At 38.5% G+C, this 14,693-nt stretch carries 17 protein-coding genes; 2 read left to right on the forward strand and 15 right to left on the reverse strand.

Annotated features, from left to right (window positions below; all coding sequences use genetic code 11):
- Window positions 1-39: 39 nt before the first annotated feature.
- Together B0169_RS14885 and B0169_RS14890 are read left to right on the forward strand one after the other, a co-directional pair.
- On the forward strand, window positions 40-555 hold the full coding sequence (locus tag B0169_RS14885; RefSeq protein WP_077287514.1) for a Rab family GTPase: 516 nt from the start codon (window positions 40-42) through the stop codon (window positions 553-555).
- Window positions 539-2,680 carry a putative bifunctional diguanylate cyclase/phosphodiesterase gene (locus B0169_RS14890; protein ID WP_077287229.1) on the forward strand — a complete coding sequence of 714 codons (2,142 nt, stop codon included), beginning with the start codon at window positions 539-541 and terminating at the stop codon, window positions 2,678-2,680. Before B0169_RS14885 ends, B0169_RS14890 begins: the two co-directional genes overlap by 17 nt.
- 101 nt (window positions 2,681-2,781) lie before the next feature.
- Here the strand turns inward: B0169_RS14890 and B0169_RS14895 are convergent, their stop codons facing one another.
- From B0169_RS14895 to B0169_RS14965, 15 genes are all read right to left on the reverse strand, one after another.
- Window positions 2,782-4,008 (reverse strand): SAM-dependent methyltransferase, encoded by a 1,227-nt coding sequence (locus B0169_RS14895; protein WP_077287231.1) that lies wholly within the window; start codon window positions 4,006-4,008, stop codon window positions 2,782-2,784.
- A gap of 56 nt (window positions 4,009-4,064) precedes the next feature.
- Window positions 4,065-4,886 carry a DUF1365 domain-containing protein gene (locus tag B0169_RS14900; protein WP_077287233.1) on the reverse strand — a complete coding sequence of 274 codons (822 nt, stop codon included), beginning with the start codon at window positions 4,884-4,886 and terminating at the stop codon, window positions 4,065-4,067.
- A complete protein-coding gene (locus tag B0169_RS14905; RefSeq protein WP_077287235.1) occupies window positions 4,879-6,159 on the reverse strand; it encodes an NAD(P)/FAD-dependent oxidoreductase in 1,281 nt (426 codons plus the stop codon). Before B0169_RS14905 ends, B0169_RS14900 begins: the two co-directional genes overlap by 8 nt.
- Complete coding sequence (locus B0169_RS14910) at window positions 6,156-6,899, reverse strand: SDR family NAD(P)-dependent oxidoreductase (RefSeq protein ID WP_077287237.1); 744 nt, start codon at window positions 6,897-6,899, stop codon at window positions 6,156-6,158. Before B0169_RS14910 ends, B0169_RS14905 begins: the two co-directional genes overlap by 4 nt.
- Window positions 6,899-7,375 carry a nuclear transport factor 2 family protein gene (locus B0169_RS14915; protein WP_235838593.1) on the reverse strand — a complete coding sequence of 159 codons (477 nt, stop codon included), beginning with the start codon at window positions 7,373-7,375 and terminating at the stop codon, window positions 6,899-6,901. Before B0169_RS14915 ends, B0169_RS14910 begins: the two co-directional genes overlap by 1 nt.
- Window positions 7,376-7,517: 142 nt before the next feature.
- Window positions 7,518-8,921 (reverse strand): deoxyribodipyrimidine photo-lyase, encoded by a 1,404-nt coding sequence (gene phrB, locus B0169_RS14920; protein WP_077287239.1) that lies wholly within the window; start codon window positions 8,919-8,921, stop codon window positions 7,518-7,520.
- 19 nt (window positions 8,922-8,940) lie between these two features.
- On the reverse strand, window positions 8,941-9,900 hold the full coding sequence (locus tag B0169_RS14925) for a YbgA family protein (protein ID WP_077287241.1): 960 nt from the start codon (window positions 9,898-9,900) through the stop codon (window positions 8,941-8,943).
- Window positions 9,901-9,911: 11 nt separating this feature from the next.
- Entirely contained in the window at window positions 9,912-10,607 is a 696-nt protein-coding gene (locus B0169_RS14930; RefSeq protein ID WP_077287243.1) for a ChrR family anti-sigma-E factor, read from the reverse strand.
- Entirely contained in the window at window positions 10,600-11,226 is a 627-nt protein-coding gene (locus tag B0169_RS14935) for a sigma-70 family RNA polymerase sigma factor (protein ID WP_077287245.1), read from the reverse strand. The genes B0169_RS14930 and B0169_RS14935 overlap by 8 nt, the downstream gene beginning before the upstream one ends.
- A 118-nt stretch (window positions 11,227-11,344) precedes the next feature.
- Complete coding sequence (locus B0169_RS14940) at window positions 11,345-11,911, reverse strand: LON peptidase substrate-binding domain-containing protein (protein WP_077287247.1); 567 nt, start codon at window positions 11,909-11,911, stop codon at window positions 11,345-11,347.
- Between the two features lie 181 nt (window positions 11,912-12,092).
- Complete coding sequence (locus B0169_RS14945) at window positions 12,093-12,644, reverse strand: DUF3833 domain-containing protein (RefSeq protein ID WP_077287249.1); 552 nt, start codon at window positions 12,642-12,644, stop codon at window positions 12,093-12,095.
- Complete coding sequence (locus B0169_RS14950; RefSeq protein ID WP_077287250.1) at window positions 12,641-13,231, reverse strand: chalcone isomerase family protein; 591 nt, start codon at window positions 13,229-13,231, stop codon at window positions 12,641-12,643. The genes B0169_RS14945 and B0169_RS14950 overlap by 4 nt, the downstream gene beginning before the upstream one ends.
- The gene (locus B0169_RS14955; protein ID WP_077287252.1) at window positions 13,218-13,748 is read right to left on the reverse strand and encodes a DUF2878 domain-containing protein; all 531 of its coding nucleotides are present in this window, start codon (window positions 13,746-13,748) and stop codon (window positions 13,218-13,220) included. Before B0169_RS14955 ends, B0169_RS14950 begins: the two co-directional genes overlap by 14 nt.
- Before the next feature lie 196 nt (window positions 13,749-13,944).
- A complete protein-coding gene (locus tag B0169_RS14960; RefSeq protein WP_077287253.1) occupies window positions 13,945-14,223 on the reverse strand; it encodes a hypothetical protein in 279 nt (92 codons plus the stop codon).
- Between the two features lie 30 nt (window positions 14,224-14,253).
- The gene (locus B0169_RS14965) at window positions 14,254-14,646 is read right to left on the reverse strand and encodes a hypothetical protein (RefSeq protein WP_077287255.1); all 393 of its coding nucleotides are present in this window, start codon (window positions 14,644-14,646) and stop codon (window positions 14,254-14,256) included.
- Window positions 14,647-14,693: the final 47 nt, after the last annotated feature.

The raw sequence follows: 14,693 nt of genomic DNA on the forward strand, positions 1-14,693 counted from the left end.
ATGAATAAACAACAAGCGGTCGAAAAGGGAGGTGACGCTTTGATTCAAAAAAAAATCTGCCTATTAGGCGCATCGAGTGTTGGCAAAACCAGTTTAGTAAAACAGTTTGTCGAAGGTATTTTTAGTGAAAAATACCTAACAACCATTGGTGTTAAAATTGACAGAAAAACGCTATCTATCGCAAATGAACAAATTAACTTACTGTTATGGGACATGGAAGGCAATGATAGTTATAACGTTTTTCAAGAAAAGTACTTACGCGGTGCTGCGGGTTACATTATTGTTGTTGATCAAACTCGAACGTCTTCATTACTTGAAGGTATCGACATTCACACGCTCGCACGTCAAGTAACTGACTGCCCAGCAATATTAGCGATAAATAAAAGTGATTTACTGGCTACCTGGCATTTAGATGATAGCGAATATGAAGCCTATCAAGACTTATTCGATTTACAATTTTTAACCAGTGCTAAAACAGGTAACAATGTCGAACAAATGTTTTCATCATTGGCTGAATTACTATTGAAGCGTGAAAAAAATGACCTCACTACTTAATACCGCTTTAAATGCTTTAGAACAAGTTGTATTAGAAGTTACCGATGCCAAATCCGGTACAGTAAAACTACTTGAAGGTGGTAGCCCTTGGGCAAGCGATTTATTCCCGCAAGCTAGCGCTCAACAAGCATTTACCATTAATGACGATACACCATTCTTATTAGATTTTCTGATTGATGCTAACACTATCTGGCAACAGCAAGACAATGCCAAATTGCACTCAGGCTTATGGACTGAAATAACCACAAATAATACTGTTCTGCATTTAGAAGCTATCGCCATAAAGCACGAAAAACGTAATATTTTAGTTATTAGTAATCAATTAGAAAACTTTAAAATTCAACAACAAACTAAACAGTTAGCACGTGAAGTTTTATTATCTTACGATCGTTTATTTTTAAAAAACGAGTACCTGCATACTCGGTTACTCTCTATTTTGAATCAACCAAGCGATCAAAGTAATGTGTTATCAACACTAGCAAAAGTCATTGAAAATGCTGAATTTGCTGTATTAATTGCCAGCAAAGACTTTACTACAAGCATTGAAAACTCAGCCGCACTGAGCCTTTTTAAACACAATGATATCTTAAAAGCACAATCAGCTCGCCCGATAGACATTCTTATTAGCTTAATGAAAAACCAATTACCTGAATATGAGCGAATACTCTCAACAGGATCGAGCTGGGATGGCGAATTGTGCTGGATTTTACCCCCCTCTACGTTAAAGTGGCTGAAAATCGGCTTATATCCGGTTAAGAATAAAAATAACCAAGTAGAAAGTTGGATAATATTTGCCAATGACATCAGCACCATCAAGCATTTAACCCAGCGGAATGAATTACTTGCGATGCAAGACATGCTAACAGAGCTGCCAAATCGCTTTGCATTTTGGCAAACACTAGAAGAGCATATTGCTACCAAGCAGCCATTTTATTTGCTCTATGTCGACATTAATGACTTTAGGCGACACAATGAATTTTATGGTCATAATGAAGGCGACAAACTACTGGTCGAAATCAGCAGACGCATTCGCCGAATGATTAAAACCACTGACTTTATTGCCAGAGTTGGTGGTGATGAATTTGCCATCATTCTCAGTGGTGTTGACAGCAAAGTAACCTGTGAACTGGCCATCAAACGCATCATAGAAAGTATTAATAAACCATTTCAAACTAAAAAGTCTGAACTATTCTCAATTAATGTCAGCATTGGGGTAGCGAATTATCCCAATGATGCACAAAGCGTTGAAGAGTTGATGAAATTTGTCGACTTGAGCGCTTATAACGGCAAGAAGAACAAAAAAAATTCAGTGCAATTTTATTCAAAATCAATGAAAGATGCCTCTCATGACTTAATTAAAATAGAACGAGAACTTAGACAAGCTATAGTAAACAACGAATTTGAATTGTATTTACAACCCATTATTGATGTCAAAACCAACTGTATTAATAAGGCTGAAGCGCTGATCCGCTGGAATCACCCTGAAAAAGGTCTAATCGGTCCTGATGATTTTATTGCCATTGCAGAAAAAAGCGGGTTAATTATCGCTATGGGTGAATGGGTAATAAGCCGCTCTTGCCAAATAGCGAAAGCCATTAACCAACTAGGCTATGAAATAAAAATATCCATGAACTTATCACCTTCACAGGTCACTGACGATAATTTATTTTCTCACTTACGCCGCTGTATTAACGACAACAAACTTAATCCAGGTTTATTAGAGCTTGAGGTAACAGAGGGGGTATTAGTTGACGACTATTCTGTCGCAGAGAAGTTATTAAGCAAAGTAAGAATGATTGGAATGAGCGTTTCTGTTGACGATTTTGGTACGGGCTACAGCTCGCTTTCATATTTAAAAAAACTACCATTAGATTTTTTAAAAATTGACCGTTCATTTATTAAAGAAATTGTTACCGATGATAACGATAAGGCAATAGTACGAGCGGTTATTGCTATGGCACATAATTTAAACTTATGTGTCACTGCTGAAGGGGTTGAAACTAAAGAGCAACTGACATTTCTCGTGAATAACTCATGTAACTCGGTACAAGGCTACATGTTAAGCAGACCCATTAAATTTGATCACTTCATCACCCTGCTCAATGAACAAAAAGCGATTAGCTGAAGTTCACTTACATTAAGCAAAAGCAAATAAAGTTAACCTTATCGACACTTAAATTGCCGATAAGGTCTTAGCTTACTAATTTGTTTAACCCGTTACCTTACTTACTTTCTAGCAAGCAAATGAACAGTACTAGTTGAACGTTCTAAAAAAGCACCTTCACAATAAGCAAAGTAATACAGCCATAAACGTTTAAATTTTTCATCATAGCCAAACTGTGTCAACTCTGACCAAGCGTTTAGAAACGCTTCACGCCAATGAGCTAATGTTTTCGCATAATCTAACCCAATATCGCTAATCGATTCAGTTACCAGCTCAGTATGCTGAGTAAGGTTTTGCGTTAGAACCGTTACTGAAGGCAAAAAGCCACCAGGAAAAATATAGCGCTGAATAAAATCAACATTGTGCTTATAGTAATCAAAACGCTGATCAGCAATGGTGATTGACTGTATTAATAATTTACCCCCAGGTTTTAAGCGTTGGTTACATTGTTGAAAAAAGCTCGGTAAATACTCAAAGCCAACAGCTTCAATCATTTCAATCGAGACTAACTTGTCATATTCGCCGGTTAAATCACGGTAGTCTTTCTTAAGTAAGGTAATTTGCTCTGTTAAACCTAACTCTTCAATGCGTTGCTTGGCATAAGCGTATTGTGCATCTGAAATCGTTGTTGTGGTAACTTTACAGCCATAGTGCTGAGCAGCATATATAGCTAAGCCACCCCAACCTGTGCCTATTTCTAATAAGTGATCGGAAGCTTTTAACTCCAAACGCTGACAAATAGTCAATAGCTTATGCTGCTGCGCTTCTGCTAGCGTTGCTTCTTCTTGAGGATATATAGCCGAAGAATACATCATTTGTGGATCAAGAAAGCGGCTATATAGCTCATTACCTAAGTCATAATGAGCAAGAATATTCTTTTTTGAACCTGCTTGGCTATTACGATTACTGCGATGCAACAAAGCATATTTTAGCTTAGTTAGCCAAGGTTTCTTTTGCTCAAGTGCATCTGTTTGCTGTTGAGCGCGGGCAAAAATTCGAATAACGGCGGTTAAATCAGGGCTGCTCCATTTGCCAGCAATATAAGCTTCAGCAGCACCGATACTGCCACCTTTAACAAAGTCACGATAAACACTAGTATCATGAATATTAATACGTCCAAGTAAAGATCTGTTTTCCGCAAACTCAGGAAATAGAAAGCGCTGACTATTATCAACCAATTCAATTTGCCCATAGTCTATTTTTGCTAAAACGGAGAACACTATACTTCGACAGCGCTTATCTAACCAATTAGCTTGTTTTCTTACTTTTAATCCTGAGGCTTGTTCCACCACTAAACTCCTTAATTAAACCTTGCTGACTTAGTCTTGTAGCATATTAATTGGCATTACTTTGCTTTTTGATAGCCAATAAAGGGAATACCTTTACAAAAAATTCTTACCGCTTGCCAATAAATGCCAAAGACTATTTTCAAGGTCATTGCAGGTAAGTTACACCAAAGTTTCCATAACGATGTTCGGGTAAATGGCACTTTGGTTAAATTCATCGTTGCTGCAAATATTTTTTGCTCTGCTTTACTACTTCCACTGACTTTACCATCATTCTTTTTATGGTTTTCAATTTGAATCAGTAACTTATCACTATTAAGCATAGGTGGCTTAATACGCCACTGATAACACATGTTCAAATCCATAAAAGGTGATACTTGAAAGTTTTTCTCTGTTACATGAGGTTTTTTAGCAAACTCACTTTGCTCATCATGACTTAATGGCACTAAGTAATAATGCCGTTCATTCCATGGTGTATTACTCACCTCAACCAGCACTTGCTGGCAAGTATCATCAGCGTCATAGCAAAAATAAAAATTCGCTGGGCTAAAATATATCCCAAAGCATCTCACTTGAACTAACATAGAAATGCGCGTTATCTTATCTTCAACGTCATCAGTCGCGGTTAACACCGCGACTTTATTCTTTATACGCTGCTTAAGTGATCCAAGTTCACCCTTTACATAATCTTTTTGCTCAAACCTTAAAAGGTTAAACCATGCAAAGCCAAAAATACCTTTCGGTGCTTGCTTTTTTTCCATTTCATCGGCATCAAGTGCCAACATATATAACTGATAGTTAAAACTGTGCGGCTTAGGACTAAAGCGTCGATGGCTAATTTGTCCACGATAGATAGCACTATATAGCGACTGTTCAGCCATGATTATTCGCCGCACTGTCTTGCAAGTAACAGTCGAACCGCTGGGCTACATCAACTGCACTCCTAACGCCATCTTCATGAAAACCGCTATACCAATATGCGCCTGCAAAATGCGTGTTTTGCTGACCACATATTGTTAAGCGTTGACGCTGTGCCTCAATAGAAGCCATTGAAAATATCGGGTGATGATAAGTAAATTCTCGCAATATTTTATTGGGGTCAATATCTTCTCGCTGATTCAAAGTGACACAAAAAGTATGTTCAGAAGTTAATCCCTGTAAAATATTCATATTGTAAGTAACGCTAGCTGGTTTCGTTCTATTCGAGCTTAGCTGGTAATTCCAACTCGCCCACGCCTTTTTCCGCTTTGGCAACAAACTGATATCGGTGTGTAGCACCACTGAATTTTCGCTATAAGGTATTGCTGCAAGAATTTCTTGTTCTTGAGGGCTAGCATCGCCCAATAAGGCTAAAGCTTGATCTGAATGACAGGCTAGCACCACATCATCAAACGTCTGTACATCACCGCTAGCAAAGTGCAGTTGAACTTGACCGTTTTCACGTGTAACGGCGCTGATATCGGCATTAAGATTAATATCATCAGCAAATGATGCTGACAACGGCGCTAAATAACTTCTCGAACCTCCCGGCACAACATACCATTGAGGTCGGTCAGCAATATTTAACAAACCGTGGTGATGGAAAAACTGCACAAAGAAATGAAACTGCATTTGTGCTACTTCTGCCAACGAACTCGACCAAATAGCCGCAGCCATAGGCAAAATATAATGCTCGGCAAAGTAATCGCTAAAATTATTCGCGATTAAAAACTCACCTAGAGTTAACTGTTGAGTGTAATTTTCTGTTTGATAGCTTTGCTTACATAGTTTATTAAATTTGAGAATATCACTAATTAATAACCAAAATTTCGGATTAGCAATATTACGTCGCTGCGCAAATAGCGTATCTAAATTATGGCCATTGTACTCCATGCCAGTACTCGTGTTATGTACCGAAAAGCTCATTTCGGTTTCCTGTTTGCCAACACCAATTTCAGCCAGCAAGGCTAAATAATTGGGGTAAGTTTTATTATTAAAAACAATAAAACCGGTATCAATGGCATAGCATTTATCATCAAGCTCAACATCAACTGTTGCTGTATGACCACCGATACTGGCTGATTTTTCGTAAACCGTAACTCGGTGCTTCTTAGCTAACAAATAAGCCGTAGTTAACCCTGATATACCCGTGCCTATAACTGCAATGTTTTTCATTTATTTTCACTCTTTAAAATCAATTTCTGCCATACAGCATCGGGAAGTAGCGCGAATAATTTCATCAGCCACGTTAGCCTTTTAGGAAAATGTAGGTAAGATTTTTTTGCCTTAACACCATTGTATATCCGGCTAGCTGCTTGCTCACTCGTCAGTAAAAATGGCATAGGAAAATCATTTTTATCAGTTAATGGTGTTTTGATAAATCCTGGGTGCACTAAAGTCACCGCAATATTTTTTGTGGTTAAATCTATCCGTAAACTCTTAGCTAAATAGTCAATGCCGGCTTTAGATGCGCCATAAGCTTCAGCTCTTGGAAAAGGTAATAAGGTGGCACTAGAACTGACAAAAACCACTTGCCCGCCTTCAGGAACCTTAGGTAAAAAATGCTCAAGTAAATAGCCAAGCGATTGTAAGTTTATCGCGATAATGTCAGCAAATAATTGGCCATCAAATGCATTTACATCATCAATATAACGACAATCGCCTGCGTTTAGTAAAAGCAGATCAATTCGCTCAATATCAGTTAATTGACTAGCTGCCTGAGAAATCTGCTGCCTATCGGTAATATCAAATGCCAACGGGATAACATTGTGATGGTCATTTGCATATTGGCGTAATTTTTCTTGGTTACGACCACAGGCAATAACACGATAGCCATTAGCTAAATATTGCTGCAATAGGGCATCGCCAATACCGGAGGTTGCTCCGGTGATCAACACGGTTGCTTGTGTACTCATTATGCTGACGCTCGATGTTTAAACCATGAAATAATGCGACCAAACAAGGGTAATTGCTCATAAAGCATCGCACCTAAATCTAAATAGTCTCGATGATATATCACCCTATCAGCGCAACCTTTGATATGAGAACTACCTTGTACATGCACCACATTACCGGCATTTAAACGCGGATGCTGATAACTCATCGTCCAATAAACAGCAGCTTCAGAGTCTTGGGCAATCACTTGGTCAATTTTAAATTCACAGTAGCTTAACTGCTGATAGAGCTTACTAAAATAGTCACGTAAGTGATCGAAACCGCTCAGTTGATGCATAGGGTCGATAAAAATAATATCTTGATGGTAGATATCGCCGAGCAAGTGTAAATTGTCCGTTGAAAGCTGTTGATATATTTCAATAAAATTAGCTAACCAAGCAGCGTGTTCATTAGGCTTGCTTGTTTGCTCCATGCTATTAGTTACTTGCTTTGACATAAGAACTCTTCATTTTGGCGATAAAAAGGCATTAACGCTGCGATTCACTAGTACAGTAACAATGACTAACAGGTAACAATTTCAAAAATGCTCAAAAAGTTACTTAATAATCAACTGCCAATAACTGCTTAGCGCTCACAGCCTAACGGTAAAAATCAAGAGCGGCTAACCTTGCTTGCTTATGATCCACAATTGCCGGCCAATAATTTTTTAAATTATGCTTAGCAAGATACGCATGTGGAAAATGAATTTCTTTATCAGGCAATTGCGCCAACTCTGGAATATATTTACGAATAAACTGCCCTTTTGGATCAAATCTTTCGCTTTGTCGTATCGGATTAAAAACCCGAAAGTACGGTTGCGCATCACAGCCGGTACTTGCCGCCCATTGCCAACCGCCATTATTGGCGGCTAAATCACCATCAATAAGCTGTTGCATAAAGTATTTTTCGCCCCAGCGCCAATCAATCAATAAATGCTTAGTTAAAAAGCTTGCCACCACCATACGTAAACGGTTATGCATCCACCCCGTTTGATTAAGTTGTCTCATGGCGGCATCAACCAGTGGATATCCGGTATTCCCTTCACACCAAGCTTTAAAATACCCATGATTATTAGGCCAAATTACTGTCTGATACTTAGGGTTAAAGCATTGATGTTTCGATAAGTCTTGCTGATGAAAAACCAGATTACGATAAAATTCACGCCAAATAAGTTCATTTAACCAAGTAAACTCGGGGCTATCAGATGCGACTAAAATATCAGGAAAACGCTGTAAAAATAACAGCAACAAATAACGCGGACTAATTGCACCTATGGCTAAGTACGGCGATAAACCCGATGTGGCTTTAAGCGCAGGAAAGTCACGTTTTTCACCATAACTAGCTACTTTATTTTGATAAAATTCAGGGATAACCTGTTGCTCAACCTGCTCAGCTAAAGGCCAAGCGTCAGACTCTCCCGTGCATGTTAACAACGGCATTAACTCTACTTTCTTTTGCTCAGCGAGTAACTCGGTTTTTACCGCGCTAGGCTTACCAAGATAATCAAAGCCATGTTGTCGTACGTACGCTAACCAAGCCCGCTTAAAAGGGGTAAACACTTTATACATTTCACCGGTTTTGTTCAGCACTTTTCCTTTTGAAACAATGATATCGCTTTCAAACATCCGTAATGGAATGCCCTTAGCTAAACAAAGCTGGTCGCGTTGGTTTTCATTAAACTCAATTTCATAATTCGCCACAACTTCTTTAATATTATGTTGTTGGCAATAATGCTGTAAAAATGAAACTTGCTCAGAAAAATCATCGCAATGTACAACCTCTAGGCTAATATTTAATAACAATAGCTGCTTGGCAAGCGCATTGACATGGCGCTTGATAAAATCAATTTTTATCGCTGACCAATCATGAGCTAGCCATTGTTTTTCGCTGACAAAAAAAACAGCTTTACCAGGAAGTAAGCCGTTTTTTTGTGCCAGAAAATAATCTAAAGCCGGGTTGTCGTGTATTCTAATATCGTTGCGGAACCAAAGTAACACAGACATTCCTTAATAAAAAAGTGGGTTAATAGCCGTATCTCAGCTTTAATGACTCAGGATACGGGTTTAAATACGCTTGTTGAGCTAAGTAATCATTTGGGTGCGCTAACAAATAATGATTAACCAAGGTTAATGGCACCATTAACGGCACTAAACCATTTCGGTAAGCATCAACTTGCTCAGATAGTTCTTTACGTTGCTCTTTATTTAAGTACTTTGAGAAATAACCTTGAATATGCGACAAGGTATTAGAGTGATTTTTACGTGTCGCTTTTATTGTTAAGGCGGCCATCAAACCACTAATGTACTGCTCTGCCATTTCCTCAAGTGGCAAGTCTGCACGCGCTAATAAACGTCCCAACTCTTTATAAGCAACGAGATTATGGCTCATCACCGTATATTTATATTGAGCATGAAAACTGGTCAGTTTATGCTTGCTTATGCCTGACTCAACCAAGGCTTGCCAATGACGATAAGCATAAACACGAGCGACAAAATTTTCGCGAATAATCGGATCGTTCAATCGACCATTTTCTTCACAAGGTAACAACGGATTAGCTTTCATTATTTCTCGAGAAAATACGCCAATACCTTTTGCTTGCAGTGGATCACCAGTCGGTGAATACACTTTAACGCGCTCCATTCCACAGCTTGGGCTTTTGGCACAAAAAACATAGCCACTGAGGTTTTTGGAGAATGACGCAACTTTCTTACCATAAGCTTTAATCGCACTGGTAACATCACCCGAGCCATCAGGGCGTGACACCTTGATCATCTGCTCGTCTTTAATTAACCGTATGGTTGGTCGAGGAATTGGCATACCAACAGCCACTTCAGGACAATAAGCCTTATAAGTGACATGTTGGCTTAGCTCATGAATACAAAAATTCGATGGCTTGTTACTCGCATCAAAGCGAACTTTTTCACCAATTAAACAAGCACTGATACCAATAAAAACATCTTCTTTTGTAAAATTTTTATGCATAGTCATCCCAACTAATAAATAAAAGCGCCAATAGGGTTAAGCAACTTGTTGATACCTTGAGTAAAGTGCAGGGCGTCATTAGCAACGGTATAACAAAGACAACCCTGTTCAGTCGCTGGCTGATGTTGATGGCGTTTATCTAGCATTATAAAATCGCCTTGCACATACTCACCTTGTTCATCAGCAAAGGTACCTGCTAATAGTAAGGTTAGCTCAAAACCTTTGTGTGTGTGCTCAGGTATAGAACCACCAGCACCAATATGCAATAAATTAGTATGAATCTCACCTTCATCTAATAAAATACGTGCTCGTGATAACTTACCAATTTGCGCTGTTTTCCCGAGTGCCATATTACGTAGAGCATTAGGCAAAACATATTCTGTACCTTTAAAACTCACTGAGCGCTCAACACTCACAGGTTTAGTCGGTTCAACATCATCCGATGCCGTTATTTGACCAATAATGTCGTCAAAATCTAATTCTGTTGCCGTTGTTGTGACAACACTGTCAATCAACTCAGAGACAAAACTCTCGGTAAAATTGTCTTCAAAACTGGCTTCTGCTACCTGCTCTGTTAACTGGGTTATTTTTTGCTGACACAATGGGCACATTTCAGCATGTATTGCGATACCTGCAGCAAGTGAAGCCGGTAATTCACCATCAACAAAACTTTGTAATAAAGAAAATTTAGGGTGGTGTTTAATCATGATGCTCTCCAAGTTTCAACTTTAGTTTGCCAAGGGCAAGTCGAAGCCGCGATTTTATGGTGCCAAGCGGCAGATTAAGGTGTACAGCAAGTTGCTCTTGCGACATCTCCATAAAATAAAAACCTTTAACAACTTGTTGTTGATTTTCAGGCAAGGTTTCAATAACCCCAAGTAAATTACGACTTTGAATATGGTCAGTAAAACTTTCATCTTCGGTGTTTAATGATTCAGCCAAGGGCCAAATATCGTCACTGAGATTATCTTCTTTATTGGCTTTGATCTTACGCAATAAGTCGAAGGTAACATTACGCATGATGGTATACACCCAAGTAGTGGCTGCGCCTTTACTCTCATCGAATAAATGTGCCTTACGCCAAACATTACTCATGGTGTCTTGCAACACTTCAGCAGCTAATGCTTCATTGTTTAATTTACTTTGAGCAATGCGCTGTATTTTGGGTGCAAAAAACTTAAACACACCGGTAAAGGCTTGTTTGTCTCTATCAACAGCGACAGCTTTAAGCCATTGACAAAGTTGGGAATGATCGATTTTATTAGTCATGCTACTAGATGTAGCAGCTGTTTGACGACTTGGCAACTCTGAATGAACAGACTGCATAATTCTTACCCATTATTTCACTGATGTTAACTTATACGCTGTAAAACTTTGCTGAGATCACTTCTTTTAAATTTAATTTTTAGTCACGACATTTTTAGCCGCATTAATATTTGCCCATTTACTCAAGCAAAATTATATTCTGCAAAAACTCTTTCGCTGCACCAAATGATCCAGGCTCAACAAATAAACGTTTTTCATCAATATTCACTGGCAGTAACTCTAACCATCGCGCAACCACCCAGCTATCTTGGCTAAAGTAAGCTTGTCGATATAATGCCGTTAACTCAGTATTTTCATCAAAAGCTTTATTTAACGAATCCGCCAGTTGATCGGCGGTATTGTCTTCACCACTATCAGACCAATGTTTTTTGATACTAACATCACCATGATGAAGCTTATCTTTATCTTGTGTCATCAGGTGAATATCAACTAAACACTTACATTGCACATCAATCAATAGCAAGCCGTCTTCACCTTGATCAAAGTTAACAATTTCAACCCAACTACCCGTTGGCATATCGCTAACCTTTTCAGCTTTGCCATAAGGTAAAACGATAAAGCCATCATTTTTCATTGCATGAGCAACCATTTTTAAATAGCGTTTTTCAAAAATGCGCAAGCGAGTTACCCCTTTAGATAACAAAAAGACCGGTAATGGAAAAATAGGTAAATTCACTGTCGCCATAATTTTTACAATAATCAATGTTAAGAAGTTATAGAGTGTTATACGTTGAAAAATAAAAAACGATCAAAAAAAAGCCCCTAAAGCAAATTTATTGCATTGTAGGGGCAAAACACACAGCAAGTATGAATTAGGTAATTTTTTGCATGGCACTAACTAACCGCACCAATGCAACTTCAATATTTTAACGGCAAGTTTTAACAGGCATTTCTTTATCAAAAAATAAGGTTATTTCAGCTAGAGTTACCCCAAACTTTGCCATTTTTGTACGATTAAACAAACGATACTCATCAACTTGGTACATCCAGTCATCTAGCGAGAATTGTATGGTCTCGCCATCAATCGGCACTAATAGGTCATATTGCCATTGAAAAGCAAATCCCTCTTGCTGACCAAAAGCTTCACCAACAACATCTTCTGCACTGCCTTGGTATCTCCCCTGCTTGAGCTTTTTGAGCTGCCAGTTACGATAACTAACTTCACCATCAGCAAAATAGAACACCTCTTTTAATAGTCCATTATCCCCCTGCCATTGACCGTCAATTTCTACACAAAAGCGTCGAGTGACGTTATCGGTATAGTCTTGCACCATACCCCAGGCGATTAATTTCCCAGAAAAAAACTGCTTAATGTCAAGCGTTGGCGAAGTTGTTTGATAATCTTTCAGTTGCGTTGTACAGCTCGATAGCAGCAATATCGCCACAACAAGGCCGCAGAATTTGTAATGCCATCTCATATTTTTTCTCCAAGTAATTGCTGACGTAGCTTTGGTTCACTGGTGTTTTCATCTAACCAAATACTAAGAAACAGCTTAGCAAAACCTGCGCTGTCAATAGCACCAATACTCTGCCGATTTAAATAAAATACCGTGGTGCCTGCTTGGCTTAACATAGATAATTGATCACCGGCTTTTATGTCAGGCCAAATGCCGTCCAATAAAGGTACGAATTCAATATAGTCGCTTTCGTTCAGGGCTAAATGACGCCACTGTGAAATGGTATTTTCTAATAACTCTTCTTTACTAATGTCTCGTAAATACTGTATTTCAAATAGCGCACGCTGACAGCGATTGCTAAAAGGTGGCTGACCATCAGTAGTCAGTAATGTGCTTTGGTAAATATCCCAAAACAAAACCGAAAATTTTGCACTACCTAATTGCCGAAAATGCTTGTCTTTCATTGATGGTAATAACTCATTCATCAACATTGGCGATTGCTTGCTAAGCTGGCACTTAGTCAGCTCATTATTGGCCTGTGCTGTTGACGAAATCACCACAACGAATATCAAAATAATACGAGTGTAAGCAAAGCTAAATGGCATCATTTATCTCCTCAACTTTTGTCCAGCGACTAAGTGCAAAAATAAGCACCATTAAAGGTCCCCACAAACAAGCCAACAGTAAGTAACTTAATTCGAACGAAGGAGTAATATAAACCACAGAAAACTTTGCTCCGGCTAGGTAACTTAATGGGGCAAAAATAGCGCCTACCGAGCATTGTAATATTTTAGAATTGCTCAAAAACCCTAAGCTATGGCGCACAGTAGCCGCAAAACAAAACCACAGCGTAATTAGCCAAAAAGGCAGTTTTTTAGCTTCAGGAAAAATAAATACATGCGCATAAACTAAAACGCTATCTAACAGCACGCCAATGCCAGCAACAATAAAAATAAGCATTAGCTCATTTTTTCCTGCTAGAAAATACAAGTGTAAAAGCAGCAATATCGCCGCAACAGGTATAAAGCTATTACCCAGAAAAATAAGCCCAAACCAAATAGCATTAAAGCCAAGTAGGTTAATAAAGTTCGGGTTATTGATTAAAGTTAACTTGGGTTTTATCACGCGTTATCACAACAATATTTATCATCATAATAAGTCATACGTAAAAGACTAACATTTGGATTAGTCAGATAAGATAATTATTCAAGCAATAATGTCTTGCCAATGTGATGAGTATAGTAGGTTGCTAGTTGGGGATCAGGATTCGAGGTTGAGGGTTCAGGCTGAGAGTTCAGATTTAGGCGTTGAAAATTAACAGTCAACGGTTTCGAAAACACCAAGCGAATAAACCTAAAACAATACCATAACAACCTAACGCTAAAATTTTCATAGCAGCACCGGCAATAGGATTATCGCCAATTAAAATAATGATAGCTAAAAGCAAAAAACCAATAATGGTGGCAAGGGTAAAACTAGCGATAATATAGGTGGCACAATATTGTTGAGTGTTTTTTTTTATCCATAAAAATAAAGGCAGCGATAGCAAAGTGATCAGCATTACCGGAAAAACATAAAACAGCAGTACAGTTAACATCATATTATCAGCACTTAATGAAAAATGAATAGATTAATTTTTACGTAAATCGACAACAAATATTTTCCCACCATAACCATGCTTATTGCATTTAGCTCGGACAATAACTTGAGAAACTTCAGAAGGTATCTCGATATCGCACTGACCGCGAGTAAATGGCTGCTCATTAACATGAGGGTGTGCCAGCAAACGAAAGCTAAGGGGCTTGCCGTTAAAGTCTAACACTTCCCAGCCATCAGCATAATGCTCCCAGCCTTGATCATTATGTCGTACAGACGTGCCAAAGCACCAACTACCATCAGCTTGCTGCGTAGCAAGCACATTCGTCACCTGAGCATAATCTAAAGACGCTGAGTAAGTAGCTAAATCGTACTTTTCTGCCCACGCTGACGATGTAAATAACAATAATATCAATAAAAGTCGCATAAACCCCTCATATATAACTACTCGAAGAATAGCCTAAATAATTGATA

It is taken from the genome of Cognaticolwellia aestuarii (assembly GCF_002000025.1).
Lineage (GTDB): Bacteria > Pseudomonadota > Gammaproteobacteria > Enterobacterales > Alteromonadaceae > Cognaticolwellia > Cognaticolwellia aestuarii.